Origin of the sequence: Dactylosporangium sp. NPDC048998, from assembly GCF_043197855.1 — a bacterium.
Lineage (GTDB): Bacteria > Actinomycetota > Actinomycetes > Mycobacteriales > Micromonosporaceae > Dactylosporangium.
The window spans coordinates 284,106-310,044 of the sequence record NZ_JBICTV010000008.1 but is presented as its reverse complement, the minus strand read 5'-3'; the positions used below and the strand labels follow the sequence as shown (position 1 = coordinate 310,044).

28 protein-coding genes are annotated in these 25,939 nt (G+C 72.7%); 23 read left to right on the top strand and 5 right to left on the bottom strand.

What is annotated here, in order from left to right; genetic code table 11:
- Window positions 1-30: 30 nt before the first annotated feature.
- A complete protein-coding gene (locus tag ACGFI8_RS21660) occupies window positions 31-939 on the bottom strand; it encodes an NADP-dependent oxidoreductase (protein ID WP_392807318.1) in 909 nt (302 codons plus the stop codon).
- Window positions 940-1,190: 251 nt separating this feature from the next.
- On the opposite strand from ACGFI8_RS21660, the gene ACGFI8_RS21655 reads away from it, so the two are divergent.
- The 7 genes from ACGFI8_RS21655 to ACGFI8_RS21625 all read left to right on the top strand — a co-directional run bounded on the left by ACGFI8_RS21655 (window position 1,191) and on the right by ACGFI8_RS21625 (window position 7,439).
- Window positions 1,191-1,739 carry an RNA polymerase sigma factor gene (locus tag ACGFI8_RS21655; protein ID WP_392807316.1) on the top strand — a complete coding sequence of 183 codons (549 nt, stop codon included), beginning with the start codon at window positions 1,191-1,193 and terminating at the stop codon, window positions 1,737-1,739.
- Window positions 1,736-2,575, top strand: coding sequence for a zf-HC2 domain-containing protein (locus tag ACGFI8_RS21650; protein ID WP_392807315.1), 840 nt, complete (start codon window positions 1,736-1,738; stop codon window positions 2,573-2,575). Before ACGFI8_RS21655 ends, ACGFI8_RS21650 begins: the two co-directional genes overlap by 4 nt.
- Window positions 2,572-3,447: an ATP-binding cassette domain-containing protein gene (locus ACGFI8_RS21645; protein ID WP_392807314.1), complete on the top strand. Its 876-nt coding sequence runs from the start codon at window positions 2,572-2,574 to the stop codon at window positions 3,445-3,447. The genes ACGFI8_RS21650 and ACGFI8_RS21645 overlap by 4 nt, the downstream gene beginning before the upstream one ends.
- Window positions 3,444-4,322, top strand: coding sequence for a hypothetical protein (locus tag ACGFI8_RS21640; RefSeq protein WP_392807313.1), 879 nt, complete (start codon window positions 3,444-3,446; stop codon window positions 4,320-4,322). Before ACGFI8_RS21645 ends, ACGFI8_RS21640 begins: the two co-directional genes overlap by 4 nt.
- Window positions 4,319-4,909 (top strand): hypothetical protein, encoded by a 591-nt coding sequence (locus ACGFI8_RS21635; protein ID WP_392807311.1) that lies wholly within the window; start codon window positions 4,319-4,321, stop codon window positions 4,907-4,909. Before ACGFI8_RS21640 ends, ACGFI8_RS21635 begins: the two co-directional genes overlap by 4 nt.
- A gap of 104 nt (window positions 4,910-5,013) precedes the next feature.
- Complete coding sequence (locus ACGFI8_RS21630; RefSeq protein WP_392807309.1) at window positions 5,014-5,985, top strand: GlxA family transcriptional regulator; 972 nt, start codon at window positions 5,014-5,016, stop codon at window positions 5,983-5,985.
- Window positions 5,986-6,026: 41 nt separating this feature from the next.
- Window positions 6,027-7,439 carry a DJ-1/PfpI family protein gene (locus tag ACGFI8_RS21625; RefSeq protein ID WP_392807307.1) on the top strand — a complete coding sequence of 471 codons (1,413 nt, stop codon included), beginning with the start codon at window positions 6,027-6,029 and terminating at the stop codon, window positions 7,437-7,439.
- 8 nt (window positions 7,440-7,447) lie between these two features.
- Here ACGFI8_RS21625 and ACGFI8_RS21620 read toward each other — a convergent pair whose 3' ends face one another.
- Window positions 7,448-8,401, bottom strand: a complete 954-nt coding sequence (locus ACGFI8_RS21620) for a DUF5996 family protein (RefSeq protein ID WP_392807306.1) — start codon at window positions 8,399-8,401, stop codon at window positions 7,448-7,450.
- A 201-nt stretch (window positions 8,402-8,602) separates the two neighbouring features.
- Here ACGFI8_RS21620 and ACGFI8_RS21615 point away from each other — a divergent pair, with 201 nt between their 5' ends.
- The 3 genes from ACGFI8_RS21615 (at window position 8,603) to ACGFI8_RS21605 (ending at window position 12,051) form a co-directional block, all read left to right on the top strand.
- Entirely contained in the window at window positions 8,603-10,969 is a 2,367-nt protein-coding gene (locus ACGFI8_RS21615; RefSeq protein ID WP_392807304.1) for a putative bifunctional diguanylate cyclase/phosphodiesterase, read from the top strand.
- Window positions 10,970-11,075: 106 nt separating this feature from the next.
- Window positions 11,076-11,621, top strand: a complete 546-nt coding sequence (locus ACGFI8_RS21610; RefSeq protein ID WP_392807303.1) for a PadR family transcriptional regulator — start codon at window positions 11,076-11,078, stop codon at window positions 11,619-11,621.
- A gap of 16 nt (window positions 11,622-11,637) precedes the next feature.
- Complete coding sequence (locus ACGFI8_RS21605) at window positions 11,638-12,051, top strand: hypothetical protein (RefSeq protein ID WP_392807301.1); 414 nt, start codon at window positions 11,638-11,640, stop codon at window positions 12,049-12,051.
- Between the two features lie 55 nt (window positions 12,052-12,106).
- Here ACGFI8_RS21605 and ACGFI8_RS21600 read toward each other — a convergent pair whose 3' ends face one another.
- Window positions 12,107-12,634, bottom strand: a complete 528-nt coding sequence (locus ACGFI8_RS21600; protein ID WP_392807300.1) for a GrpB family protein — start codon at window positions 12,632-12,634, stop codon at window positions 12,107-12,109.
- A 130-nt stretch (window positions 12,635-12,764) separates the two neighbouring features.
- Here ACGFI8_RS21600 and ACGFI8_RS21595 point away from each other — a divergent pair, with 130 nt between their 5' ends.
- Window positions 12,765-13,190 (top strand): FKBP-type peptidyl-prolyl cis-trans isomerase, encoded by a 426-nt coding sequence (locus ACGFI8_RS21595; protein ID WP_392807299.1) that lies wholly within the window; start codon window positions 12,765-12,767, stop codon window positions 13,188-13,190.
- A gap of 48 nt (window positions 13,191-13,238) precedes the next feature.
- Here ACGFI8_RS21595 and ACGFI8_RS21590 read toward each other — a convergent pair whose 3' ends face one another.
- Window positions 13,239-13,748 (bottom strand): hypothetical protein, encoded by a 510-nt coding sequence (locus tag ACGFI8_RS21590; protein WP_392807297.1) that lies wholly within the window; start codon window positions 13,746-13,748, stop codon window positions 13,239-13,241.
- A gap of 36 nt (window positions 13,749-13,784) precedes the next feature.
- On the opposite strand from ACGFI8_RS21590, the gene ACGFI8_RS21585 reads away from it, so the two are divergent.
- From ACGFI8_RS21585 to ACGFI8_RS21555, 7 genes are all read left to right on the top strand, one after another.
- Complete coding sequence (locus tag ACGFI8_RS21585) at window positions 13,785-14,561, top strand: hypothetical protein (RefSeq protein WP_392807296.1); 777 nt, start codon at window positions 13,785-13,787, stop codon at window positions 14,559-14,561.
- Window positions 14,558-14,875 (top strand): hypothetical protein, encoded by a 318-nt coding sequence (locus tag ACGFI8_RS21580; RefSeq protein ID WP_392807295.1) that lies wholly within the window; start codon window positions 14,558-14,560, stop codon window positions 14,873-14,875. Before ACGFI8_RS21585 ends, ACGFI8_RS21580 begins: the two co-directional genes overlap by 4 nt.
- A 73-nt stretch (window positions 14,876-14,948) precedes the next feature.
- Window positions 14,949-15,746: an LPXTG cell wall anchor domain-containing protein gene (locus ACGFI8_RS21575; RefSeq protein WP_392807293.1), complete on the top strand. Its 798-nt coding sequence runs from the start codon at window positions 14,949-14,951 to the stop codon at window positions 15,744-15,746.
- A gap of 107 nt (window positions 15,747-15,853) precedes the next feature.
- Window positions 15,854-17,383, top strand: coding sequence for a bifunctional lysylphosphatidylglycerol flippase/synthetase MprF (locus ACGFI8_RS21570; protein WP_392807291.1), 1,530 nt, complete (start codon window positions 15,854-15,856; stop codon window positions 17,381-17,383).
- 56 nt (window positions 17,384-17,439) lie between these two features.
- Entirely contained in the window at window positions 17,440-17,760 is a 321-nt protein-coding gene (locus tag ACGFI8_RS21565) for a PadR family transcriptional regulator (protein ID WP_392807289.1), read from the top strand.
- Window positions 17,757-18,584, top strand: coding sequence for a hypothetical protein (locus ACGFI8_RS21560; protein ID WP_392807287.1), 828 nt, complete (start codon window positions 17,757-17,759; stop codon window positions 18,582-18,584). Before ACGFI8_RS21565 ends, ACGFI8_RS21560 begins: the two co-directional genes overlap by 4 nt.
- Window positions 18,581-20,137 carry a dolichyl-phosphate-mannose--protein mannosyltransferase gene (locus ACGFI8_RS21555; protein ID WP_392807369.1) on the top strand — a complete coding sequence of 519 codons (1,557 nt, stop codon included), beginning with the start codon at window positions 18,581-18,583 and terminating at the stop codon, window positions 20,135-20,137. The genes ACGFI8_RS21560 and ACGFI8_RS21555 overlap by 4 nt, the downstream gene beginning before the upstream one ends.
- Before the next feature lie 81 nt (window positions 20,138-20,218).
- Here the strand turns inward: ACGFI8_RS21555 and ACGFI8_RS21550 are convergent, their stop codons facing one another.
- On the bottom strand, window positions 20,219-21,277 hold the full coding sequence (locus ACGFI8_RS21550) for a sporulation protein (protein WP_392807286.1): 1,059 nt from the start codon (window positions 21,275-21,277) through the stop codon (window positions 20,219-20,221).
- Window positions 21,278-21,501: 224 nt separating this feature from the next.
- Here ACGFI8_RS21550 and ACGFI8_RS21545 point away from each other — a divergent pair, with 224 nt between their 5' ends.
- From ACGFI8_RS21545 to ACGFI8_RS21525, 5 genes are all read left to right on the top strand, one after another.
- Window positions 21,502-22,041, top strand: coding sequence for a hypothetical protein (locus ACGFI8_RS21545; protein ID WP_392807284.1), 540 nt, complete (start codon window positions 21,502-21,504; stop codon window positions 22,039-22,041).
- A 136-nt stretch (window positions 22,042-22,177) separates the two neighbouring features.
- Window positions 22,178-23,107 carry an ABC transporter ATP-binding protein gene (locus tag ACGFI8_RS21540; protein ID WP_392807283.1) on the top strand — a complete coding sequence of 310 codons (930 nt, stop codon included), beginning with the start codon at window positions 22,178-22,180 and terminating at the stop codon, window positions 23,105-23,107.
- Window positions 23,104-23,958, top strand: a complete 855-nt coding sequence (locus ACGFI8_RS21535; RefSeq protein WP_392807282.1) for an ABC transporter permease — start codon at window positions 23,104-23,106, stop codon at window positions 23,956-23,958. Before ACGFI8_RS21540 ends, ACGFI8_RS21535 begins: the two co-directional genes overlap by 4 nt.
- Window positions 23,955-25,262, top strand: coding sequence for a sensor histidine kinase (locus ACGFI8_RS21530; protein ID WP_392807281.1), 1,308 nt, complete (start codon window positions 23,955-23,957; stop codon window positions 25,260-25,262). Before ACGFI8_RS21535 ends, ACGFI8_RS21530 begins: the two co-directional genes overlap by 4 nt.
- Window positions 25,259-25,933 (top strand): response regulator, encoded by a 675-nt coding sequence (locus tag ACGFI8_RS21525; protein WP_392807279.1) that lies wholly within the window; start codon window positions 25,259-25,261, stop codon window positions 25,931-25,933. The genes ACGFI8_RS21530 and ACGFI8_RS21525 overlap by 4 nt, the downstream gene beginning before the upstream one ends.
- The last annotated feature ends 6 nt before the right edge of the window (window positions 25,934-25,939 follow it).

Genomic DNA, 25,939 nt, shown 5'->3' with positions numbered 1-25,939 from the left:
CCGGCCTCCCGGTTCGGACACCCCCGGCGGTCAGGGCCGCAGGACGATCTTGCCTCGGGTGTGGCCCTGCTCCAGCTGCTCGAACGCCGCGCGGACCTCGTCGAGCGAGAACACCGCGGCGATCGGCACGTCCAGGTCGCCGGAGGCGGCCAGCGCGGCGAGTTCGGCGAGGACCGCCGCGTTTCTCGCGCCCTCGCTGCCCTCGGCCTTCACCCCGTACTCCTGCACGGCGGGGAAGTCGATGATCGTATCGATACGCTCCGGCGCCACGCCCAGCTCGACCGCCAGTTGCACGTAACCGTTGCCGTGCGTGTCGATGAACGCGTCGATCGGCGTCTCCCGGAGCTGGCCGGCCAGGCCCGCACCATAGGCGACGGGTGTGACCGAGTGCGCGGTCAGCCAGTCGCGGTTGTCCGGACCGGCGATGCCGATCACCTCGGCCCCCGCCCGCCGGGCCAGCTGGACGGCCATGGACCCCACGCCGCCGGCGGCGCCCGACACGGCTACCGTGTCGCCCGGCCGTACCGACACCGCGCGCACCGCGGCATAGGCCGTGCTGCCGGCGACGCCCAGCGACCCGCCGACCTCCCAGGAGACGTTCGCCGGCTTGGCCGTCAGATTCCGCGCCGGCGCGACCACGTACTCGGCGTGGCTGGCACGCTCGTCGGTGAAGCCGATGACCTCGTCGCCGGGAGCGACTCCCTCGACCCCAGGGCCGGTCTTCGTCACGATCCCGGCCACGTCGGTGCCCTCACCCGACGGGAAGGTGGCCGGCCAGATCGCGTGCAACGACCCGTCGCGGATCTTCGCCTCACCGGGATTGATCGACGCGGCCTTGACCTCGACCAACACCTGTCCCTGGCCCGGCTCAGGGATCGGCACGTCGGCCACGTGGAGAACGTCGACGCCGCCGTACTCGTCGAACCGCACCGCCTTCATGCTGGACTCCTTCACTCGGATGTCTCCTCGGCGCGATGCGCCCCGGCCCCGGTGATCCGTGCAGCCGATCTTTGAGGGCGGAAGCGCGCCCGCGGCCATGTCCTCCTCCCAGTGTGCGACGGCGGGAGGGCGCGACGATCACCCGAGCGGGCCAGGCCGTCGATACCGCACACCCGCCGCGCCGGCAGGCGGTGCCGAAATTTTCCCGCTCCGGCTCATCCGCTGGGGCCGTCCGCGGCGACAGTGAGGGTATGAGCTCGAATGCTGACGCCGGCGACGCGGATCTGCTGCGCGCCGTCGCCGACGGTGACGAGGGGGCGTTACGGCTGCTGTTCGACCGGCACGCGCCCTGGCTCGTGGCCCGGCTGCGGCGGCGGTGCGCGGACCCCGACGTGGTCGACGACGTCCTGCAGGACACGTTCGTCGCCGTGTGGAAGGGTGCCGAACGCTGGCGCGGGGACGGGGAGGTCGGGGCGTGGCTGTGGGGGATCGCCGTCCGCCGGTTGATCTCCCGGCTGCGCCGGTCGCCGGCCGCCTGGACGTTCCTGGCCGACGGTGAGCTCGACACGCCGCTCATCAGCGCCGAGGAACAGGTGCTGCTCGGTGTGGAGCACGGCGATCTCGGCACGGCGCTGCGCCGGCTGTCGCCGGAGTTGCGGGCCGTCGTCCAGGCCACCGTCCTCGACGGCCTCACCACGAAAGAAGCCGCACGGCTGCTCGGCGTGCCGCACGGCACGGTCAAGGGCCGGCTGCGGCAGGCCAAGTCCCAGCTGCGTGCCAGTCTGCTGAGCGCGTCATGAGCGGAGGCGACGTGAACCGCAAGTCCTGGCACTGCGACCGGGCCCTGCTGCGCCGGTACCTCGACGGCGACATCGATCTGGTGCCGTCCGCCTCGGTCGAGGCGCACCTGATGGCCTGCCAATCCTGCCGCGCGACGCTGGGGGAGCTGTCCGACCCGGCGGCGCTGCGACGTGCCTGGGATGGCGTACGGGCGCAGATCCAGCGTCCCGTCCTGTCTCCGCCGCTGCGGGCGCTGCGCCGGCTGGGACTCACCGAGCGCGACGCGGTGCTGCTCAACGCGTCCCAGTCGCTGCGCGGGCCGTGGGCGCTCGCTTCGGCGGCCGTGTTCGTGTTCGTCGTCGCGGCGGCTTGGTCGAGCTCGGAGCTGAGCACCGCGTGCTATCTGCTCGGGGCCCCGCTGGTGCCGCTGCTCGGCGTCGTCGGGGCGTTCGCGACCGGTGACTCGCTCGCCGCGCTCGCCAATACGACGCCGTATTCGAAGCTGCGGCTCAGCCTGCTGCGGACCGTCGCGGTCATGGTGACCACGGTGCCGTTCGTCGTCGGCTTCGGCGCGATCGTGACCGGCATGGGCTGGCTCTCCGTCGCCTGGCTCGGCCCCGGGCTCGGCCTGACGCTCACCGCGCTCGCCTTGCTCACCTGGTGGCCGCCGAAGGTCGTGGGTGCGCTGCTGAGCGCCGCGTGGATCGCCGTGATCGCCGTCGCATACGGCCGGCACGACGTCGTGCTGAGCGTACGCCCGCAGGCCCAGCTCGCCTACGTCGCACTCACCTGTGTCACCGCGATCGCGCTCGCGATCCGGATCCGTCTCGCCAGGACCCCCGGAGGCTATGCATGACCAGACTCGTACAGGCGCGCGCCTTGACGAAGCGCTACGGCAGCACCACGGCCCTCGACGCGGTCGACCTCGACCTGGACGTCGGCGTGACCGGCCTGCTCGGTCCCAACGGTGCCGGCAAGACCACCCTCATTCGGATGCTCACGACCGCGACCCCGCCGACGTCCGGCCGGATCACAGTGCTGGGCCACGACGCCACCGCCGGGCCGGCCGAGCGGGCACAGGTACGGCGCCTGCTCGGGTATCTCCCGCAAGAGCTGCAGTTCCCCCGGGGCATGACGTGCTTCGCGTTCATCGACTACATCGCGGTGCTCAAGGAGTGGACGGCCACCGCGGCACGCCATGCCGAGGTCCGCCGGGTGCTCGATCTGGTCGGGCTCGGCGATCGCACCACGCGGCGCATCCGCACCCTGTCCGGCGGGCAGCGCAGGCGCCTCGCCCTCGCCCAGTCGCTCATCGGGGACCCGCGCCTGCTCGTGCTCGACGAGCCGACCACCGGGCTCGATCCCGAGCAGCGGGCGTCGCTGCGGGCGCTGCTCTCCGAGCGCGGACGCACCGGGGCGGTCCTGCTCGCCACCCACCAGACCGAGGACGTCGCGGCGCTGTGCGATCGGGTCGTCGTCGTGGCGGCCGGCCGTGTCCATTTCGACGGCAAGGTCCGCGACTTCGTCGGCACCGCGGGCGGCCGGGTGTGGCTCGCCGACGCCGAGCTGCCCGGCGCGCGGGCGTCCTGGCGCACCGCCGACGGCAAGGTCCGCTCGGTCGGCGGGCAGCCCACCGCCGAGGCCGTCGCGGCCGAACCGTCCGTCGAGGACGCCTACCTGCTGATGCTCGGGCCCACGGCCCAGTCCCGGATGGAGATGGCAGCATGACCACGACGACCGCCACCACCGCGCGCACCGGGAGTGCGCTGGGCCAGCTCACCGCCATCGAGCTGCGCAGATACGCCAAGCATCCGCTGTTCCTCATCGGCGTGCTGCTGACCGTCGCGACGAGCGTCGGCCGGCCCGACGCGGAGACCTCCGGCTTCTTCAACGCCATCGTCCCCGCCGCGGGCCTCGGCGTCCTCGGCCTGGTCGCGATGGCCGCGCAGACCCGCAAGGCGACCAGGTTGAACCGGGCCGCGGGGGTCACCCCGGTGCCGGAGCGGGTGCAGACCGCGGCTCTCGCGCTCACGGCCCTGCTGCCGTTCACCGTCGGCCTGCTCTGGGTGGCGTGGGCAATGTGGGCGCAGCACCGGTGGCCGGTGCCGGACAACGGGTTCCCGTTCGCCCCCGCGGGCGACGGCTGGACCTTCGCGGCGCTGCTCGGTGAGGGCGGGCTCTCCGCGCTCGGCGGCCCGTTGCTCGGGATCGTGGCGGGCCGGTACCTGCCGCAGCGTGGCACGGCACCGATCGTCGCCGTGCTGCTCGTCGCGGTGAGCATCGTCTTCCAGGGCATCTTCGAGCCGCTGCGCACGATTCGGGTGGTCATGCCCTTCACGTACTGGGGCGGACCGATCGGTGTCGAGGGCGACGACATGCGGATGCTGCTGCTGAGCGGTTCACCCGGCTGGTGGGCGGCGTACCTGTGCTGCCTGTGCGGGCTCGCCGTCGTCGCCGCGCTGTGGCACGATCCCGGCGCCCGGACGCCGGCACTGCGCCTCGCGGGCGGCGCGCTGGTCGTGGCCGCCGTGGTCACCTGCCTGCTCGCGATGTTCACTGGCATCGGGCACACCCTGGTCAACCCGCTGCCGAGCGGCGCGTGACCCGATACGTGGTCCAGGCGGTCCCGTGGCGGCTGACCATCGTCGCCACGGGAATCGTCGTGGGCCTGATGACCCTCGTCGCCCGGTGGCCGGCGGTCATGTGGCCGCTGCAGGGCACGGCCCTCGGCCTGATCGCGGGGATCACCGCCTGGGCGGCCGACGAACCGGCCGCGCAGGTGGTGGACACCCTGCCCCGCCCGCTGTGGTGGCGCATCACCGCCCGTGCGGCGGTGGTGCCGCTCGCGCTCGGCACGTGGATCGCGTGCCTGCTGGCAGCCCGGAGCCGGCTGCCCGACCACTTCTGGTTCTTCGTGCTGCAGGCGGCCGGCATGGTCGGCCTCGCGCTCGCGGTCACCACCTGGCGGCGTGGCCGGGGGGTCGCCGAACCGGGCCGCCCGTTCGCCGCGATCGTCGTGCCGACGGCCACCGCGGTGGCCCTGGCCCGGCCGTTCACCCGGCAACTCCCGGTGTTTCCGGTCTGGCCTTCCGAAGACTGGCACACCAGCCGCGTCGTCTGGGTCGCCGTGACAGCCGGTTCGTTCGCCATCCTGGCTGCGGCCCTGATCCGCAGCCTGCGCAAGGCCTGACCGCGCCCTCGCCGACACCGCCGGCGACGTAGTGCCTGATCCGTCCGGTGGGAGTCCGCCGGCGCCCTGCCCGGCACCCGTCCCGGGTGGCTAGCGTCTGATGCGTGGAAAGTGTGACGACCGGTGCCGGGCGGGTGCTCGTTCTGGTGTTGCCGGAGGTGAACCTGCTCGACCTGGGTGGTCCGGTGCAGGTCTTCGACGCCGCGGCGGCGCTGGGAGCCGATCTCCGGTTGGAGTTCGTGGCCGAGGCCGAGCGGGTGCGATCGGCGCAAGGGCTGGCCCTGGCCGGGATCGGGCGGTTGCCGAAGGTCGGTCCCGGCGATCTGGTCCTGGTGCCCGGGCCGCGGCTGCGCGAGCCGGACCCGGGACAGGACCTGGTGTCGGCGCCGGTGGTGGAGTGGCTACGAGCGGCGTACAGCTGCGGAGCCCGGATCGCGGCCGTGTGTACCGGCGCGGTGGCCCTGGGTGAGGCCGGGCTGCTGGACGGCCGGCGGTGCACCACGCACTGGGCGTTGACCGAGCACATGCGCCGGCGCTATCCGGCCGCGCGGGTCCAGGACGGCGTGCTGTACGTCCACGACGGGCCGGTCAGCACGAGCGCCGGCATTTCGGCCGGTGTCGATCTGGCGCTGTCGCTGATCGAACGGGACCACGGGCCGGCGTTGGCCGCCGCCGTGGCCCGGGAGCTGGTGGTCTACCTGCGGCGGGACGGCTCCCACACGCAGATCAGCCCGTTTCTGCGATTTCGCGACCATCTGCACTCGGGGGTCCATCGGGTGCAGGACCACATCGCCGCGCACCTGGACACTCCGCACAGCCTGGCGGAGCTGGCCGCGGTGGCGCACCTTTCCCCGCGCGGACTCAGCCGCGCGTTCACCGCGACGACCGGCATCACCCCACTGGAGTACCAGCAGCAGCTCCGCCTGGAGCACGCCGCGACCCTGCTGGCCGAGACCGACCTGACCATCGAGACCGTCGCCGCGCGGTGCGGCTTCCGCGACGCCCGGCACTTCCGCCGGCTGTACTCCGCCCGCCACGGCAAACCCCCGTCGGCGGGCCGCGCCGCAAGCCGCTGACCCGTTCTCGTCCTCCCTCAGCCTTACGGAGAAAAACCCACATGCGACACGTGTTGCTTCGCCGTGCCCGGATTCTGGCCCGCGTCCTGCTCGGTGTTGTCCTGTTCGCCGTCACGCTGGCCGGCATCGGGCTGGCCGGGGTCACCGTCACGATGAACGACAGCTACCCGTCCGCGGCGCCGGCCGCCCTGGCGGGCGGATGGCCGCAGCCGGCGCGGGCTCCGGCCGGACGTACCGTCGTCGCGGTCGTCATCGGCTCCACCGGATCGGTCGTCACCGACGTGCTGGCGCCGTACGAGGTGTTCGCCCGGTCCCAGCACTTCTTCGTCTACACCGTCTCCGCCCGCCGCGCACCCGTCGCGCTGTCCGGCGGCCTGCAGGTCGTGCCCGACCACGCCGTCGCCGATGTCGACAGCGGCGCCGTACCCGCACCCGACGTCGTCGTCGTGCCGGCCGTGGTGCAACCCACCGGCCCGGCCGAGGCGACCCTGCGGACCTGGATCACCCGGCAGGCCGGCCACGGGGCTCGCATCCTGGGGGTGTGCGCCGGGTCGCAGTTCCTCGCCACCACCGGCCTGCTCGACCACCGCCGGGCCACGTCGTTCTGGGCCAACCTCGACGGCCTGCGCGGCAGCTACCCGCGCACCGACTGGATCGCCGGCCAGCGCTACGTCGAGGACGGCCCGATCACCACCACCGCCGGCGTCACCTCCGGGGTCGTCGGCGCGCTCCGGCTGGTCGAGCGGATCGCGGGCACCGAGGAAGCGGACCGCATCGGCCGCGACATCGCGTACCCGGGCTGGAAGCTGGACGGCCCGACGACCATCGCCACGCGCCGGCTCGCCCTGTCCGACCTGCCCTACGGCCTCAACGCCGCGTTCCCGTGGCTGCGCCCGACCGTCGGCATCGGACTGGTCGACGGCCTCGACGAGATCGACGTCGCCGCCGCATTCGAGCTGTACGCCGGTACCTCCTTCGCCGCCCACACGCTCACGCTCGCCGCGCACCCCGTCGTCACCACCCGGCACGGTGTCGTCCTGCTCGCCGACCCCACCGGCACCACGACCGCCAAGGTCGACCGGTTCGTCGTACCCGGCCTGCGCAACCTCGACCAGGTCGACCCCGGCCTGCGGCAATGGGCCGGCGAGCGCCACCTCGGCATCGACCTGCCGCACGCGGGCCGCGCCGCCGGGGAGTTCAGCTTCGACCCCGTCCTGCGCGACCTCGCCCGCCACACCGACCGGGCCACCGCCGTGACCACCGCCAAGTTCACCGAGTATCCCGCCGCGCAGCTGCGGCTCGCCGGCGGCGCCTGGCCCTGGCGATCCACTCTCCTCGCCGTGCTGACGCTCGTCATCGCGACCGGCGTGGCCCTGCTGCCGGCGGCCGTCACACGCCTCATGTCCCGGCTCCCGGGTCGTGGGCGCCGTCCGGCCGCCGAACCGGTCTCGTAGCCGCCCGCTCAGATCGTCGACATCGCCCGGCGATGGCTCGGCGGCATCGGTGGCGTCCATTCGAGCACGTCGCGCGGCCAATGCTGGAGCCGGGCACCCGATTCGTACGTGGTCTGGGCGAAGTCGAGGATCGCCCGGCGCGGGTCGTCCGACAGCCGGACGTCCTCGTAGCTCAGCACGAACTCGCCGAGGTCGGCGTCGAAGCGCGCCGGCGCCGGGCTGACCGGCTGGTCGCGGACTCCCGGCGGCTCCGGATAGGTGTACGAGTAGAAGATCGGCTGTTCGACACGCATGCCGTTGATCCAGGTGCCGCCGGGCCAGAAGCCGAGCGAGCTCTGCTCGGCGGTGTAGCTGAACCGGGTGATCGTGTCGGCGTTCGGTGGCGGCTCGGTGGGCCGGCCGGAGTAGCGCGTCGTGGCGAGGTCGAACGAGCCCCAGTAGAACTGGACCGGGCTCGCCTTGCCGGTGAAGCGGGCCCGGAACTCGTCCAGGATCCCCTCGACCTGGCACAGGACGCGCCAGAACCGCTCGGCCTGGGCCGGGTCGTACGTCGAATGCACGGTGTCCTCGTCAAAGGGGATCGGATTCGCTACCTCCACCGGGTGGGTCCAGATCGGCACGTGCAGCCCCAGGTCGTCGAGCGCCCTCATCGTGTCGGTGTAGAAGTCGCGCACGGGCCGGCCCAGCTCGACGGTGCGCCGCTCGCCGGCGTCGGTGTCGATGTGGAGCACATGGTCGACAAGGTCGAGGTCCATCTCGAAGGTACGTGCACCGTGCGGGAGGGCCGCGGTCCGCAGGCCCCGGGCGGAAGGCTCCAGGGCGACCTGCCACCAGTGGTTCGTCATGGGCCGCAACGCCAGCGAGATCTTACCGATGACCTGGGTGTACATGTGCAGCGTGTCGTACGTGGGCTCCCAATCGGCGACCGGGAGGGCCGCCCAGTGCTGCCGCTGATTGTTCATCTCCGCCCCCAGCGTTGCGGCGTCGGTTCGGACGAAACCATTGCTGCCCGGAACGGCCCCGATCATGCGCCGGTCGGAGGCTGCGTCACCGCTGAGGAGTGTCCTGGTGGCCAAACCGTCCCGCACATCAGTGCGCACATCGGTGAACTTCAAACGTTCGGGTGAGATCCGGTACACAACGGGCACGATATTGTCAGCGCCGTGACGCGGGAGTCGCTTCGGTCAACGGCCAGCCCCGCGGTCGATGTCGCCGGTTCGGCGGTGCACAAGGCTGCCCGGCGGTATGTGGCGGCCACCGCCGGGGTTGCCGCCCTCGGCACCGCCTGGTGCGTGGCATACCTGACCGTCGGCGCCGGTACCGAGGCGTTCGCGTACATATTCGTCCCGGTTGGCGGCGCGCTCGCCACCGCGTCCGTGTATCACATGTCCCGCAGCGGCGATCTTGACCCTGTTGCCGGGCGGTTCTGGCGCGCCGTGCTCGTCGCCGTTGCCATGATCACGATCGGCTATGGCTGGCTGGCGGTGGACATGCTGACGCACGCCGCCCAGGCTCATGTGCGCACCATGCCGGTGCCGGCCGCGGCCTGTGCGGCGATCGGCTTCGGTATCGCCATCTGGGCGATAGGCCGGGTGCCGATCGTCGCGGCCGGTGGCGTCGAGTGGTGGCGCATGTTGCTGGACCGTACGATCGCGTTCCTCGGCTGCGCGGCCGTGTTGTGGTACACCGGGCTGGCCCCGATGCTGTCCGCCCGCGAGCCGTGGAGCCCGCAGGCGATGGTGCTGGTCGGGCTCGGGTTCATGGCCGCGGTCGGCGCCGTGACGAAGGTGTCGTACGTTGCGGGCGGCCCCATCGACCGCGCTGCGATACGGCTCCTTGCGGCCAGCGGTGGGGTCACCGCCGGGATCGTTGCCGTGCTCGCGGTGCGGTTCGGTTATGACGCGGCTGTTCCCGCCCAGGCGATCGTGATGCCGCTGACCCCGGTGCTGGCCACGCTCGGCGTCGCGGCGCAGTGGCGCGCCAATCTCGGGTTTCGCCGCGACACGGCCCGCGGCGGCATGCTGTTGCCCTACCTGGCCGTGGCGGCGGTCGACGTACCGCTGATCGCGCTCGCGTTCGGCGCGCCGCTGCACTGGCCGGGTCGCGTGGTCGTGATCGCTGCCGTGGTGGTGACCGTGCTGGTCACGGTCCGGCAGTTCATCGCGTTCCAGGAGAACGCCCGGCTGCTTCGCAACGCGCGTGTCCAGGAGGAGCGGCTGCAGTACGAGGTCAGCCACGACGGCCTCACCGGCTTGGCCAACCGGGCGCTGTTCCGGGACCGGCTCACGAGCATCCTGGCCACAACGGGACGGGCGTCGGTTCTCCTCGTCGACCTGGACGACTTCAAGACCGTCAACGACCTGCTCGGTCATGGCGTCGGCGACCGGCTGCTCGTCTCGATCGCGCAGTTGCTGCGCGCTGAAGCCGGGAACGACGGCCTGCCGGTGCGGGTCGGCGGCGACGAGTTCGCGGTGCTGCTCACCGGCGCCGATGCCGACCCGGAGGAGCTGGCCGGCCGGCTGCTGGCCGCGCTCGACCGCCCGATCAGCGAGTATCGCCTGCTGGTGCAGGCCAGCATCGGCATCGCCGACGCCGTGCCCGGCGCGACCGTCGACTCGGTGCTGCGGGACGCCGACGTCGCGATGTACACGGCCAAGCAGCGTGGTAAAGCAAGCTTCGTGCGGTATGTGGACGGCATGGGGGAGCCCGTGCTGGCGCACATGCAGCTCGGCGGCGAGCTGCGGCGGGCCCTGGACGACGACGAGTTCCGGGTGGTCTATCAGCCGATCGTGCGGCTGGAGGACAACCGGGTGATCGGTGTCGAGGCGCTGGTCCGTTGGCATCACCCGACCCGCGGCGTCGTCTCCCCGGCCGAGTTCATCCCGGCCGCCGAACGGACCGGCCTGATCGTGCCGCTGGGCCGGTTCGTGCTGCGCGAAACCGCCCGCCAGGCGGCCGCGTGGTTGTCCGAGTTCGGACCGGACGCGCTGCAGGAGGCGGGACTCAACGTGTCCGCGCGGCAACTGCACGACCCCGACTTCGTGTCCAATGTGGCTGCCGCGCTCGCGGAGAGCGGGCTGCCCTGCGAGCGGCTGGTGCTCGAGGTGACCGAGTCGGCGGTGCTCCGCGGTCAGCAGGTCTCCCGGACGCTGTACGAACTCGACCGTATGGGCATCCGCCTGGCGCTGGACGACTTCGGTACCGGCGAATCGTCGCTGAGCCTGCTGCGCGCGTTCCCCGCCGAGATCGTCAAGCTGGACAAGTCGTTCGTCGACGGCATCGAGATCGACGACGGCCAACCGGCCGCGGCCGGCGCCCGGCAAGCGGTGGCCCGCGCGGTGATCCAACTCGCCCACGCGCTCGGCCTCGACACCGTTGCCGAGGGAGTCGAGAGCGCCGAGCAGGCGGCAGTGCTCCGCGAGCTCGGCTACATCCTCGGTCAGGGCTACCACCTGGCCCGGCCCATGACCGCTGAGGGCGTGTCCCGCCTGCTGGCACACCAGCAGGCCATGGCGGCCGCGGACCGCTGAGGCGACACCGACGCGGTCGCCGGCTTCTGTTCCTGTGGGGCAGCCGTTGATCACGGCCCGATGTATCTGTTAGAAATATCTGGCAGATACATCCCGGGAGGTGCCAGTGGGCCGCTCAAGCCAAACCGACATGGCGGTGCTCGGCGCGCTGAGCATCGAGCCGATGACGGGATACGCGTTACGGGAGGCCATCCGTAACGTCCTCGGACACTTCTGGAGCGAGAGCTTCGGCCAGATTTACCCGGCGCTCGCCGGCCTCGAGGCGGACGGGCACGTCACGCGCCAAGGCTCGACCCGCCCAGGCTCGTCGACCTTCACCATCACCGCATCCGGGCGGCGACGACTGCGCGAGCTGCTCTCCCAACCGATACAGCCGGTGCCGCCCCGAAACGGTCTGCTCATCCGGCTGTTCTTCGGTCACACACTCGGCGTCGAGGCCTGCCGCTCCCTGATCATGCAGGCCCGCGAGCAGGCCGCACAGCAACTGCGCGAGTACGAGGCCCTGGCCGCACAGACCGCCGGCGAGCCCCAGTACGCCGACGCCGCCCCGTTCTGGCAGCTCACCATCTCCGCGGGCCGCCACAGCGCCCAAGCCGCCATCGCCTGGGCCGACGAGTCCCTCGCCGCACTCGACGCCGTTCCCTCAGCCTGATGACAGGGAGTACCCCATGAACTCGATCGCCGGACAGCCTTCCCTGTCTCGTATCGCCGCGTTCGCCGCCACCGCCGGACTCGCCGGCATCGCGGTGTTCCAGCTCGCGCTCGCCCTGGGGGCGCCGTGGGGCCGGGCCTCGTGGGGTGGCGCATACGCCGGCGTCCTGCCGGCCGAGCTACGAATCGCCAGCGCGGTGGCGATCGGGGTGTGGACATTGGCGCTGCTGCTCGTGCTGCGCCGGGCAGGACTGGGCGCCACCACGCTGCCCAACGCGGCGGGACGCTGGGGACTGTGGGTCCTGGTCGGCGTACTCATCGTCAGCACGGTCATGAACACGCTGTCGCCGAGCCCTTGGGAGCGGTTCCTGTGGGCGCCCTACTCCCTCGTACTCGCCGGCCTCTGCGCGGTTGTCGCACGCTCCAAATAGCCGTGCACCGCGTCGACCGCCGCTGGCGCGCCCGGACGCCGACGCCGGGCGCTGGTCATTCCTCCCAGACGTCGACCAGCGGCAGGCCGCGACCGGTGCGAGCCGCATCGACCATGCGCTGGATCAGGGCGGTCTTCGCGCGGGTGTACGCCTCACCGTCGTGGCCGGCATCGGCCAGACCGCGCTTGAGCTGGGCGTACGCGGCGCGGTCGGCGGGGTGCCGACGCAGGTGGTCGCGCAGCAACCGCTCGTTGCGGGTGTCCCACGAACTCGCGGTCACCACGTGCAGGTGGTAGGCGACGGGCTCGCCTTCGCGCCGGTAGAAGAGCCGTTCGGGCATGCCGGTCTCGATCCCGTGGTACCCCAGCGCATGCAGTGCGTTCTCAGCGGCGGCGACCGCCTCGAGGGCCCCGGTCGCGGCCATCAGGTCGATCACCGGCTTGGCGGCCAGTCCCGGGACGGCGGTGCTGCCCACGTGCTCGACAACGGTGAGTCGACCAGGCAGCGCTTCCAGCAACTCGTCAGCAGCGCACCGGGCAAGGCCGGGCCAAACCGGGTCGTAGTCGCGAATCTCGATCGTCACGACCGGACTTTACCGAGCGTGCGTGCTGACGGCTGGCAGCGGACACACGTGCTGCGCCCGCCTGGTGCCGGGCTGAGCTTCGCGGGTTGCCACACATGATCGCGCGGCGATAATGCCGTACGGTGTTGCGGTGAACGATCGCGCGACCGTCCGGCAGCGTCCCGCCGCCCCCAATCGTCCCGGCACCGGCCCGGCCCTGCCGTCCAAGGCCGCCAAGGCGCGGGCCGCCGCCGCTGCCAAGCGCCGGCAGGTGCTGACCGTCGCAGGCGCGGGCGCGGCCGCGCAGGCGGGACAGACGATCACGGTGAACTACGTGGGGGTCACGCTCGCCGACGGCAAGGAGTTCGATTCGTCCTGGAATCGTTCGCAGCCGCTCAGCTTCGCCCTCGGTGGCGGCAACGTCATCCAGGGTTGGGACCAGGGCCTCGTCGGGGTCAAGGTGGGCAGCCGGGTGCAGCTGGACATCCCGGCAGCCCTGGCCTATGGCGACAACCCGAGAAGCGGGGCGCCGCGCGGCGCGCTGCGGTTCATCGTGGACGTCCTGTCCGTCGCGTAGCCGGCCGCGGCCGGGCCACGCCGAGACGCACCGCCGGGCGGGCGCGCCTCACGGCTGCGGACACAGGCGGCGTTCGATCCAGCGGCGCAGGTGCTCCTCGTCGCGGTGGCCCGCTCGGGTGCCGACCGCAGCGATCGTTACGACCAGGGCCAGCGCGCCCAGCGGCGCCGCGAGCGGCGCCAGGTCGCTCACCGACCGGACGCCGGCCAGCCCGACGATCAGGCCGGTCAGCCCGAGGATCAGCCACAGCGTGGTGAACAGCGGGACGAGCGGCTGGATGTCGAACGAGCCGATCAGCTCGCAGCCGCCGCCAGGCAGCGGCCGGAACCGGGCGCGCAGGACCGGCCGCCAGGCATTGTTGGACGAGCGGCGCTTCGAGGTCAGCCGGACCAGGTCCGGGCTGATCCGGCCGACCACGACCCGCACGCCTGACCCGCGCAGGATGGTGGCCCGGTCGGCGTTGAGGGCGGCGACCGCCTCGGCCACGCTCAACGGCGAGCGGAGCGCGAACGGCGTGCCTTGCCACCACCGCAACCAGCCGAACCACCACCGAGTCATCGGCTCATGATGCCGCCTTGGGGGGATGATCTGTCCGTGGGTACGCATGCTTCCCGCGAGTCGACGGCGTTCGTGGTCGGCGATCCGGACGCCCCCTGGGCTCTGCGGCTATGGCGCTCGTGGTGGCTGTTCCCGCCGGTCGGCCTGGCGCTGTGGCCGATCTCGCCGCTGCTGGCGGTGGTCCTGACAGCGTTGCTGTACGGGTCTGGCCTGAGCGCGCGCGGGTCGGCGCGGTACAGGCTCGCTCCGCGGCACCACCTGGTTTTCGTGCCTCATAGTGAGCGGGGCCCCTGGCACGAGGCCCAACAGTCGATGGGGCGGATCCGCGCGGCGTGGCCGGCCCTCGGCGCGATGGCCGACCCCGGCGATATCGACCCGGCAATGGATCAGGCCCGGTGGGGCCTTGCCGTGCTGCTGGTCCGGCGGGCCGAGGTGACCCAGGCGCTGGAGGAGCTCGAGGAAGCCGTGCACGGCCTGGCCGCGCAGGCGCCGCTGCGCGCGAAGGTCGCGGTCCGCCAAGCCGAGCTCGGGGACCGCCGCGACGAGCTGAACGAGCGGGTCGCCGAGCGGCTCGGGGCGCTGCGCAGGCTCGCCGAGGTTTCCGGTGAGCATGCCTATCAGCAGTACCGCACCAAGCAGGCCCGCCGGGCGCTGCGCCGGGCCCGGCGGGCGGACGAGGGCGGCACGGACGCGCCGGACGCGGTCGCCGAGATCGCCGAGCGGACCGCGGCGGTACTCGCCGCGTACCGCGAGCTGTCCGCGCTGTCCCGCGCGGACGCTGCGCCGGGAAGCCTGGCCGGTGAAACGCCGTGATGCGCAACCGGTTCCCGCTCGTCGTCGTTGCGGTGCTTCTCCTGAGCGTGGCGGCCGGCACCGCCTTCTGGCTGACCAGGACGGGAGACGGGCCGGTCACCATCGACGCGTACCGTCGCTCCGGTTCCGACGACCGGCGGCTCACGGTGCGGTTCACGCTCGGGGCGGGCGATACGATCACGCTGGCGGTTCTATCCGTCACGCTGTGGATATCTCCCATTTCGGAGCGCGGATTCCATCTCGTCCGTTCGGTCAGATCTGTCGGGGGAGTGATATCCCTCGTTGGCTTATGGGGGATTTGGCCCGAATCATGAGTGTTGCTGAACTGGGAGTTTGCTGGGAGATTCTCCGGGTCCATTCGAGACCTTGCCATCTGATAGGAATCGCATGAAGCTACGGGGGATCGCGCGGATCGCTGCGGCGACGGCCGCCACCGCCCTGCTCATCGGCGGCCTCGGCGCGCCGGCCCGCGCCGAGGAGAGCCCGAGCACCCCGGCCTCCTCGGCCCCGCCCCCGAGAACGCCCGGGGATATCTACCTGAACCTTCCGGACGAGGGCGTCTACGCCGCCACCGCGCCGAAGCAGGGCTGCACCGGCATCGACACCGGTGCGGCGGTCCCGGGCACGGACGGCTGGCTCTTCAGCAAGCCGGCCATCTATTTCGAATGGATCACGTACGTCTTCGGCTTCGGCGACGAGAAGACGAACAAGCTCACCATTCTGTACATGAGCCCCGACGGGGTCTTCATCGACGTCGTGGACGGCGCCGACGAGTCGACGCTCGCCAGCACGGTGGCCAAGCGGAAGGCCTCGCTCGTCAAGAAGTCGGCCGCCGGGGACCTCCCGCAGCGGGCGCCCGACGGCTGGACCGGCTACATCACCAAGGACGGCACCTGGATCAAGACGCCGGCCGGGCTGCTGCTCCTCGGCGGCTTTGCGCTCACCGTCCCGACCTACACGGACGAGCAGGACGTGCCGTTCGAGCTCGTGCGGGCGTGCGCGCCGCCCGGCGCTGCGATCTCGCCGTCGGCCTCGCCGTCGCCGTCGCCGGGCGCCGGGCCGCCGCTGCCGGTGACCGGCACCAACGTGTGGGTGCTCACCGGGGCGGGCGTCGCGCTCATCGCGGTCGGGGTGGTGCTGTTCATCGCCTACCGTCGCCGGCAGAACGTCAAGTTCGTCGCCTGATCCTGCGGTACCAAACCGGGAGGGCCGTCACGCGGGAACACCGCGGGGCGGCCCTTCCGCCTTGCCGGCCGATCGAGATATTGGCCTGTCGGGATGATGATTGTGGGGTGAGGCGGGCAAGCGCGTGGTCGGCGGCACTGGTCCTGGTGGTCACCGCGCTCGCGCTCGGGCGGGCGGGTGGTGCCTGGATCCCGGGTGGCGCCCTGCCGGCTGTGGATCGGATTTCGCTCGCCGTCATGCTGCTGCTGCTCGCGCATGGGTTGGTCGGACGCCGGCGGCTCGCGTTACGGGTCACCCTGGCGCTCGCCGCGGTCGCCGCGGTCGTACCGCCGGTGCATTGGCAACGGCTGGTCCTGCCCGTCGCGGCCGCTGTCATCCTGGTGCCCGCTCGCGGCAATTACGTCGTGCGGGCGGACTCGCGGCGGTTGCGGGCCGCGTCCGCGATTGCGGTGGTCGCGCTCGTCATTACGCTGGGCGACGGTTTCTGGGTGTCGGCCCGGCATGGAGAGCCGCTGAGGCGGGCCGCCTATGCCGCCCTGCCCTTCTCGCCGGCAGCCTCGGACCGGTCCGCCCACATCCTGGTCCTGATGGTCCTCGCCGCCCTGGCCGTGTCGCTGGCGGCGGCGCCCGCGCCACCGCCGTCGGGCGAGGTCGACCGGGCCCGGGTGCGTGACCTGGTCCAAGACCCGAGCGCGGGGAGTCTCGCCCCGTTCGTGACCCGCGCCGACCGCACCTACGTGTTCAGCCCCGGCGGCGAGGCTGCGGTCGGCTATCGGGTGCGCTTCGGGGTCGCCCTGGCCGGCGGCGACCCGGTCGGCTCCGCTCCGGCCGAGGCGATCGCCGCGTTCGTAGCGGTCTGTGCGCAGCACGGCTGGCGGCCCGCCGTGCTCGGCGCCGACGCGGCGGCCACCGGCGAACTCTGGCGCCGGGCAGGCGTGCGTCGTGCAGTCGAGATCGGTGACGAGGCGGTCCTGGACGTGGCCACGTTCTCGCTGACCACGCGTCGGATGCGCAACGTACGCCAGGCGGCCCACCGGGCCGACAACGCGGGCGTACGCGTGCAGGTCGGTGCCCTTGACCCGGCTCTCGTGCCGCTGCTGCAGGAGGTCCTGAACGACTGGCTGCGCGGCCGGCGCGAGCGGGGCTTCGCCATGAACCTCGACGCGATCCTCACACCGCGTACCGACGCCGTCTATGCCGTGGCCCGCGACGCCGCCGGCAGGCCGGTCGCGTTCGCCCGCTTCCCGGTGGCCGCGGGCGGCCGGATCCTCACCCTCGACGTGGCCCCGCGCCGGCGCGACGCTCCGAACGGTGTGGTCGAGCGCATGATCGTCGCAGTGGTCGAGCACGCGCGAACCACCGGCGCCACCGAGGTGACGCTGAACTTCGCCGGCATGCGCCGCGTCTACAGCGGGGAGATGCGCGGGGCACGGCTGTTCCAGCTGCCGCTGCATGCCTTGGACCGGTGGATCGAGCTCCGATCGCTGTATCTGTTCACCGGCAAGTTCCATCCCCGCTGGCGCCCCCGCCAGCTGCGCCTGCGCTCCTGGTGGGAGCTGATACCGGTTGCCGCCGCCGCGCTGACCGCCGAATTCAGCGCCGACCCGAGCCCGGCGGCCGCGGCGCCGGTGAGGTGACATCGGTACTTCGTTATGCGATGCTACGTCCGACGTAGTAATCGTTCGGAGGTGGCATGTCGGCGCTCACGGAGTTCGGCCGGTTCTCGGAGCCGGCATTGCTCATCCTGGTCAGTCTCGCCGAGGGCCCCAAGCACGGATACGCGATGCAGGACGACATCGCCGTCCTCACCGGGGATCGCCCCGGCCCCGGCACGCTGTACGGCGCGATCCGGCGCCTGGAGGAGCAGGGATTCATCCAGCCGCTGCCGGAGCGGGAGGGGGACCGTCGCAAGCCCTACCAGCTCACCGACGACGGCCGGGCGGCGCTGCAGGCGGAACTCGCGCGGATACGAGCCGTCGCCACCACCGGCCTGCGCCGATTGGCCCTGTCGTGAGCCGCGTCGTCCGGCTGGTGCTCGCCCTCTACCCGCGTGCCGTCCGGGACCGGTACGGCGCGGAGATCGCCGACCTGCTCGCCCACTCGCGGCGGCCGGTGCGCGACCTGGCCGACGTGGCCCGGTGCGCGCTCGCCGAACGGGCGCGGGGGCTCACGTACGCACGGCTGCGCCCCCACCTCGACGCGACCGCCGGCCTGGTCGTCGCGCCCGTGGCCTTCGCCGGCGCGTACCTTGCCTTCTTCTTCCTCTGCCAGTGCCTGCTGCTCGCCGCAGCGGCCGCCGGCGCACCGGTCGGCGGCGAAGCCGCGGGTGTCGTGCAGGCGGCGGCCACCCTGCCGGTCGCCGCCGGGGCGATCTGGCTGGCGAGACACGCCCGGCTGCCGTTCAGCGCGGCGCTCGCGCCGACGGCGCTCACGGCCGGCACCCTGCCGCTGGCGCTGCTCCTCGCCCCGGCCGGTATGTCGTGGCCGACGGCCGCCGCGCTCGGCTGCTGGTGGGTGACGATCGGCGCACTGTCCACAGTGGCCGTCGCGCTGGTCCGCCGGGGCCACCGGCGCCGCGCGGTGCTCACGATGGCGCTCGGCGGCCTGGTCGCGTGTGAGCTGGCGGTCGCCGTGTACAGCCTGGCGGTCTTCGGCTCGCCGTCCCGGGCGTTCGGCACCTATCCGGTGACCGTGCTCGGCATCGATCCGCGGGTGATCGGCGACCCGGCCGGGCGGGTGGCCGACGCGCTGACGATCCTGCCCGCGCTGCTCACCGCGTGCACGGCGTACGCCCTCGGACTGGCGACCGCGCGAAGCGCAGTCATCGACGAAACCTGACTCGATCGGCACCGTGCGGGCAGCGCGGGCCCGGGCACGCCGCATACGATCGTGCGATGATTTCAGGCGGGCCGGCCGAAGCCACAGTGCCGGACATCGTTCGCCGGCGGCTCGCGGGGCCGGGGCGCTGGCCGGCGGAGCTGTGGCTCACCGCGATCCTGGTCACCGGCGTCGCGCTGATGCTGCGCCTGGTTGGCCTCGCGCATCCGCGGGAGGTCGTCTTCGACGAGGTGTACTACGCCAACGAGGCCTGGGACCTGCTGCAGCGCGGGGTGGAGTGGAACCCGGAGGAGGGCACGCCGCAGTACGTCGTGCATCCGCCGCTGGGCAAGTGGATGATCGGGCTGGGGGAGCAGCTCTTCGGGTACAACTCCTTCGGCTGGCGGATCGCGGCGGTGACGGTCGGTGCGGCCTCGATCCTGCTGGTCACGCTGGCCGCGTGGCGGCTGTTCCGCTCGACCGTCCTGGCCGGCGCGGCGGGGCTGCTGATGGCGCTGGACGGCATGCACTTCGTGCTGTCCCGCGTCGCGCTGCTGGACGTGTTCCTGATGTTCTGGATCGTCGTCGCGTTCTTCTTCCTGGTGCTCGACCGTGAGCAGCGCCGCCGCCGGTGGCTGGCGCTGCTGGAGGCCGGCGCCGACCCGGACGGGCGGCCGCGGCCGGGCTTCCCGTGGTACCGCATCCTCTGCGCCGTGTCGCTCGGCCTGGCCTGCGGCGTCAAGTGGAGCGGCCTCTGGTACCTCGTCCTGTTCGCGATCGCCGCCGCGGTCTTCGACATGGGCGCGCGGCGCAGCGCCGGGGTGCGGCGCTGGGTCGCTGACAGCATCCCCGCGGGCGTCGGCTGGTGCTTCGCGTTCGCCGGCATCGCGCTGGCGGCCTACCTGGCCACCTGGGCCGGCTGGTTCGCCTCCGACGACGGCTATTTCCGCCATTGGTACGCCGAGACCAACGGCCTGCCGCACGACCGCCTCATCGACCCGCTGGTGAACCTGTACCACTACCACAAGGAGGCGTACGGCTTCCACACCACGCTGCAGGCGCCGCACCCGTACCAGTCCTGGCCCTGGCAGTGGCTGCTGCTGGGCCGCCCCGTGCTGTTCTACTCGGTTCAGACCGGCTCGTGCGGCCTGGAGGCCTGCTACGAGCAGATCCTGCTGCTCGGCACCCCGCTGCTGTGGTGGTCGTTCCTGCCCGCGCTCGCGGCGCTCGGCTGGCTCGCGATCGCCCGCCGCGACGGCCGCGCCTGGCTCATCATGGCCGCCGCGCTGGCCAGCATCGTGCCGTGGTTCAGCGAGATGCCCGGGCACCGCACGATGTACTACTTCTACTGCCTGCCCGCGGAGCCGTTCCTGGTCCTGGCCGTGGTGTACGTGCTCGGCGCGATCATCGGCCCGCCCCGCACCCCGCGCCGGACCGTCGGCGCGGCCATCGCCGGCGCCTACGTCCTGCTCGTCGCGGCCTGCTTCGCGTACTTCTACCCGATCTACTCGGGCATGGGCGTCACCGCGGCGGAGTGGCTGTCCCGGATGTGGCTCGGATCCCGGTGGATGTAGCCATCGCGGCGGCGTACGCCGGGCGATCTCCGGGTGTCGCAGCGCGCGAGCTGGTCCGCCGCGACACCCGGGAGTAGCCGATCAGATGTCGAAGCCCTCGTCGTCGAAGCCGCCGTCGAACCCGGTGTCCGCGAACGCTTCGGTGGCCTGGTCGGCGACGTCGGGCTCGAAGGCGTCACCGATCATGTCGCTGATGACCATGCCCCCGAGGAAGCCCAGCGCGGCGCCGCCGACGCCGGCGGCGATGGCGGTGCCCATGCCGGGCCGCCGCTGGTAGCCACCGTACTGGTACGGCTGGTGACCCTGGTAGGCGTACGTACGGCCGCGGCCGTGGCCCGGCTCGCCGTACGCCGCCGGCTGGTGCGGTTGCAGGAACGCTCCCGGCGCGGCGGTCCGGCCGTGCTGCTGCAGGATCGCGGTCAGCCACCGGTCGACCTCGTTGATCCAGCCGTCTTCGTCGGTGTTGAAGCGGTCGACGTCCGCCGCGCTGAGATGGTGGCGGTCGCCCGCGCCGGGCCGGGCGGCGAGTTCGACGACGACGGTGAGGTCGTCGGCGCCCGGGACGATGAGGAACACGATCTGGGGGATGTGCGGGCCGGGCTGCTGACCTTCGGGCATGGGCGCGTAGAAGGTGACGGCCTGGGCGGCGGGGACGGCCAGGCCGGCGCTCGGGCGGAGTTCGCTGCGGACGAACCGGGCGCCGATGATGCCGAGTGCGTCCATGATGCGCTGCTGGACGGGGCCGGCGTCGAGCGTGACCGGGTCGAAGTCGCCCTTGGCGCTGCCGGAGGCGACGGTGACGTGCGTTCGCACACCGACGGTGAGGCCGGGCAGGTTGTGGCCGTAGAGGGCGGTGAACGGGGCATGGGCGGGCACGGGCAGGGTGAACGGCACCGACGAGGCGCCGCCGCTGGTGATGTGGAGGTCGGCGGCGACGCGGTGGCGGGCGAGCTCGAGCTCGCCGAGCGGACCGTTGGCCAGCAGCTGCAGCTCGATGGCGGTGACCTGGCTGTCGCTCTTGGCGCGCAGGTTGACCTGGCCGGCGATCGCGCCGCCGGGCGTCGCCGGCTGCGGGGCGATGACGGTGTCGACCTCGACACCACCGAGGCCGAGGCCGGCGAGCAGCTTCTTGAAGACCATCAGCGGTTGCCTTTCTGTAGCGGTAGCCGGCGGCGGTGTCCGTAAACCGACACTAGCACGTGGAACTGTATGGTTTCCGCACGAGTGGGGACCACGAGCAGACCGACTCGATCCGGCATGCCTGTTGGCGGATATCGGCGGCGGGTTCACCCGGGTGCGGGCAAGCGCTAGGGTCCAGCTGGGCGAATCTCCGCCCGACCCCGTCAGTTGCATAGGCGTTTGCGATGTACCACGAGCAGCACCCTGCCGCGGGCCGCGGGCGGTCTTCCCGGCACCGGCGGCCGTTCGGCCGCGGGCGGCACGCGGCGGCCCGCCGGGGCGTCGGACTGTATATCGCCGCGGCCGTCATGGCGGCCGCGACGATCGGCTCGTTGTACGCGTCCGGGTCGCCGTCCGGCCCGCCGGGCTCGGTCGCGCAGGCCGCCCCGGCGCCGCGCGACCATCCGGGCGAGACGGCGCTGGTGGGGAGGCCCTCGTCCGGCGCGGACCCGCGCGTGGGCGACCAGCCGAGCCGGCAACCGGCGGCGCCGCCCGCCGCGCAACCCAAGCCCGCACCGACCCAGCAGCGCACCACCGGGGCACCGCGCACGCTGGCGACGTCGCCGCGGCCCGGCACGGCCCATGCCGCGCCCGTCACCCCGGCCGCACCGGCCGTGACCTCGGCCCCGTCGGCACGACCGTCGCCGAGCGATGCCAGCCCCTCCGCGGCCCCGAGCCCGTCCGAAACGTTCTCGCCGTCGCCTTCGCCGCCGGCTGGCGGCTGAGTCGTCCCGGCCTGGTACCGCGGTACTACGCCGGAGCGGGGAGATCGTTCCGCGGTACCGCCGCCGGAGGTCGTTCGGTCTTTACCGTCGTCGACGGGACGCCGGAAATGCGGCGGGTAGAGGCGAGGAACGGCCGATGATCGTGGCACGGCAGCTGACGAAACGGTACGGCGAGAAGACGGCGGTCGACCGCCTCGACTTCGAGGTGAAGCCCGGCATGGTGACCGGCTTCCTCGGGCCGAACGGCGCGGGGAAGTCCACCACCATGCGCATGATCATCGGCCTGGACGCGCCGACCAGCGGGTCGGTGACCGTCAACGGCCGGCGGTACGCGCGCCACACGGCGCCGCTGCAGGAAGTCGGAGCGCTGCTGGAGGCGCGCTCGATCCACCCGGGTCGCACCGCGTTCGACCACCTGATGGTCCTCGCCCACACGCACGGCATCCCGCGGCGGCGGGTCGACGAGATGATCGAGCTGACCGGGCTGCAGTCCGTGGCGCGCAAGCGCGCCGGGTCGTTCTCGCTCGGCATGGGGCAGCGGCTCGGCATCGCCGCCGCGCTGCTCGGCGACCCGGCCACGGTGATGCTCGACGAGCCCGTCAACGGCCTCGACCCCGAGGGCGTGCTGTGGATCCGCAACCTGCTCACCCGGCTCGCCGAGGAGGGCCGCACGGTGTTCGTGTCGTCGCACCTGATGACCGAGGTGGCGCTCGTCGCCGAGCACCTCATCATCGTCGGGCGCGGGCGCCTGCTCGCCGACACCACCGTGCACGACCTGGTGCGCCAGGCCGGCGGCGACGCCGTCGCCGTGGCCACCGCGGACCCGGCCCGGCTGCGCGCCGCGCTCGCCGGCCCCGGCGTGGAGATCACCGGGCGGGCCGGCTCCGAGGAGCTGCGGGTGACCGGGCTCTCGGCGCGGCAGATCGGGCTCGTGGCCGCCGAGCACGGCATCGCGCTGTTCGAGCTCACGCCGAAGCACGTATCGCTGGAGGAGGCGTTCATGGATCTGACGAGGGACGCCGTGGAGTACCACGGCGGCGTGACGACGAGCGGGGTGGCGGCATGAGCACGGTCATGGAGGCGCGCCCGGCGGGAGCCGACGCCGGGCCGGTGGCGCGGCCCGCGTACAAGGTCACCGGGCGGCGGGTGCTCCGCTCGGAGTGGGCGAAGCTGTGGACGCTGCGCTCCACCTGGATCACGCTCGCCCTCGGGCTGGCCGGCCTGCTGGTGTTCGGCAGCATCGCGGCGGTGCGGTACAAGTCGCTGACCACCGCCGGCGGCACCCGGGTGGGCTCGGGGGAGTTCGCCCACGCGACCGCGGTGAGCCTGACGCTGTTCGGCGTGCGGTTCGGCCAGCTGGCGCTCGGCGTGCTCGGCGTGCTGTTCGCCGCCGGCGAGTACTCCACGGGCATGATTCGCTCGACGCTGGCCGCGGTTCCGCGCCGGCTGCCGGTGCTGTGGTCCAAGGCCGCCGTGTACGGCGTGGTCGCCTTCGTCGTGGCCGTCGCCGGCGCGTTCGGCGGGTTCCTGATCGTCGACGCCGTCGTGTCCGGCACCCCGGCCCACATGTCCCTGTCGGACAGCGGCGTCACCCGGTCGCTGCTCGGCGCCGGACTCTATCTGAGCCTCGTCGGGGTGATCGGGGTCGGGCTCGGGATGCTGATGCGCTCGGTCGCCGGGGGCATCTCGGTGCTCGTCGCCACGCTGCTGCTGGTGCCCGGGCTGCTGTCGCTGCTACCGAGCTCCTGGCAGGACAACATCGGCCCGTACCTGCCGAGCAACGCCGGCGAGTCGCTGTACGCGCTGCAGCACGGCCCGGGCATGCTGTCGGCGGGGACCGGCGCGCTGGTCCTGCTGGGCTGGACCGTCCTGGCGCTGGCCGGCAGCGCCTACCGCCTGGTACGCAAGGACGCATGACGATCGCAAGGGGGTCGGTGACGATGAGCTCCGCCGGCACCGACCACCTCGCCGCCCACCCGCTGGTCGACGGGCTCACCGGCCTCGGCCAGCGGCTGCGGCGGCTCGACGCCCGGCGGCCATGGCTGTTCGACGCGGCGGTGGTGGCCGCGGTACTGCTGGTGTTCTGCGCGCCCGACTTCGTCCGCCACAGCGACGATCGGCGGGACCTGCAGATGCTGCTGTACCACCCGGCGCCGGCCGGCACGCTCGCCCTGCAGCTCGGCCTGGTCCTGCCGCTGTTCTGGCGTCGGCGGGCCCCCACCGCCGCGTTCTACACCATCGCCGCCGTGTTCGTCCTGCAGTGGTCGCTCGGCGTGCTGCTGCGCGCCGACGTCGCGCTGGTCATCGCCGTCTACAGCCTGGTGCTGCGGGTGCATCCGGCACGCCTGCCGTGGGCCGGGCTGACCGTCGCCGCGGCGCTGGGGCTGGTCGCGTGGCGGGTCTCCGCCGTGGTGTCGCCGTGGGACGCGCTGTTCTTCCTCTACAGCGCCGCCACCGCGGCCGCCGCCCTGGGCTTCGCCATCCGCATCCGCCGGGCCCAACTGGCCGCGCTGCGCGACCGGGCGCAGCGCCTGGAGATCGAGCGCGACCAGCGCAGCCGGCTCGCGGCGGCCGCCGAACGCACCCGGGTGGCCCGCGAGATGCACGACATCGTCGGCCACAGCCTCTCGGTGATCATCTCACTGGCCGACGGCGGCTCGTACGCGGTGGGCGGCAACCCGCAACGCGGCCGCGAGGCACTCGAGCTCATCGGCGACACCGGCCGGCAGGCCCTCGCCGAGCTGCGCCGGGTGCTCGGCGTCCTGCGCGAGGAGACCGAGGCCGCCGAACTGCACCCGCAGCCCGGCATCGCCGAGATCGGCGCCCTCTGCGAGCGCATCCGGGCGGCCGGGCCCGACGTCGTCTACCGCACCGCCGGCGACGTCGACGCCCTCGACCGCGGGGTGCAGCTCACGGCGTACCGGATCGCCCAGGAAGCGCTGACCAACGCGCTGCGGTACGCGGGGCCTCGCACCGCGCTCGACGTCGGTCTCGCCGCCGGCGGCGAGCGCCTGCAGATCACCGTGCACGACACCGGCCCGCAGCCGCCCGAACACCCGCCGCCGCCGGCCGCGAAGCCCGGGCACGGACTCGCCGGCATGCGCGAGCGCGCCGCCCTCTACGCCGGCACCGTCGAGGCCGGACCGCGCCCCGGCGGAGGCTGGACGGTACGGGCGACCCTCGACCTGACCCCGCTCCCCGCACCCGAAGGCCGGCCATGATCACCGTACTCATCGTCGACGACCAGCCCTTGCAGCGGCTGGGCTTCCGCATGCTGCTGGAGAGCAACGAGGACACGGACGTCGTCGGAGAAGCCGGCAACGGTACCGAGGCGGTGCGCCGCGCCGAGCAGCTGCACCCCGACGTGATTCTCATGGACGTACGCATGCCCGGCATGGACGGCATCGAGGCCACCCGCCGCGTCGTCGCGGCCGGCGGCCGGTCCCGGGTGCTCGTGCTGACCACGTTCGACCTGGACGAATACGCGCACGCCGCGCTCCGCGCCGGGGCCAGCGGCTTCCTGCTCAAGGACGCGCGGCCCGAGGAGCTGCTGGCCGGCATCCGGGCGGTCGCGGACGGCGACGCCGTCATCGCGCCCGCGCTGACCCGGCGGCTGCTGGACCGCTTCGCCGGCCACCTCGGCGCCGACGCCGCGCCGCCGGGCCGCACCGACCCGCGCCTGGCCAGCCTCACCGACCGGGAACGCGAGATCCTGGTGGCGATCGGCACCGGCTGGACCAACCGGGAGATCGCCGAGCGGCTCGTGCTGTCCGAGTCCACCGTGAAGACCCACGTCGGCAAGGTCCTGGCCAAGATCGGCGCACGCGACCGCGTGCAGGCCGTCATCTTCGCCTACGACCGGGGACTCACCCGGCCGAACACCGGCGGATGACCACGG

Coding starts and splice junctions, on each gene's coding strand:
- ACGFI8_RS21660 (WP_392807318.1), bottom strand. CDS start 939: ATGAAGGCGGTGCGGTTCGACGAGTACGGCGGCGTCGACGTTCTCCAC.
- ACGFI8_RS21655 (WP_392807316.1), top strand. CDS start 1,191: ATGAGCTCGAATGCTGACGCCGGCGACGCGGATCTGCTGCGCGCCGTC.
- ACGFI8_RS21650 (WP_392807315.1), top strand. CDS start 1,736: ATGAGCGGAGGCGACGTGAACCGCAAGTCCTGGCACTGCGACCGGGCC.
- ACGFI8_RS21645 (WP_392807314.1), top strand. CDS start 2,572: ATGACCAGACTCGTACAGGCGCGCGCCTTGACGAAGCGCTACGGCAGC.
- ACGFI8_RS21640 (WP_392807313.1), top strand. CDS start 3,444: ATGACCACGACGACCGCCACCACCGCGCGCACCGGGAGTGCGCTGGGC.
- ACGFI8_RS21625 (WP_392807307.1), top strand. CDS start 6,027: ATGCGACACGTGTTGCTTCGCCGTGCCCGGATTCTGGCCCGCGTCCTG.
- ACGFI8_RS21620 (WP_392807306.1), bottom strand. CDS start 8,401: ATGAACAATCAGCGGCAGCACTGGGCGGCCCTCCCGGTCGCCGATTGG.
- ACGFI8_RS21605 (WP_392807301.1), top strand. CDS start 11,638: ATGAACTCGATCGCCGGACAGCCTTCCCTGTCTCGTATCGCCGCGTTC.
- ACGFI8_RS21590 (WP_392807297.1), bottom strand. CDS start 13,748: ATGACTCGGTGGTGGTTCGGCTGGTTGCGGTGGTGGCAAGGCACGCCG.
- ACGFI8_RS21575 (WP_392807293.1), top strand. CDS start 14,949: ATGAAGCTACGGGGGATCGCGCGGATCGCTGCGGCGACGGCCGCCACC.
- ACGFI8_RS21565 (WP_392807289.1), top strand. CDS start 17,440: ATGTCGGCGCTCACGGAGTTCGGCCGGTTCTCGGAGCCGGCATTGCTC.
- ACGFI8_RS21550 (WP_392807286.1), bottom strand. CDS start 21,277: ATGGTCTTCAAGAAGCTGCTCGCCGGCCTCGGCCTCGGTGGTGTCGAG.
- ACGFI8_RS21545 (WP_392807284.1), top strand. CDS start 21,502: ATGTACCACGAGCAGCACCCTGCCGCGGGCCGCGGGCGGTCTTCCCGG.
- ACGFI8_RS21540 (WP_392807283.1), top strand. CDS start 22,178: ATGATCGTGGCACGGCAGCTGACGAAACGGTACGGCGAGAAGACGGCG.
- ACGFI8_RS21535 (WP_392807282.1), top strand. CDS start 23,104: ATGAGCACGGTCATGGAGGCGCGCCCGGCGGGAGCCGACGCCGGGCCG.
- ACGFI8_RS21530 (WP_392807281.1), top strand. CDS start 23,955: ATGACGATCGCAAGGGGGTCGGTGACGATGAGCTCCGCCGGCACCGAC.
- ACGFI8_RS21525 (WP_392807279.1), top strand. CDS start 25,259: ATGATCACCGTACTCATCGTCGACGACCAGCCCTTGCAGCGGCTGGGC.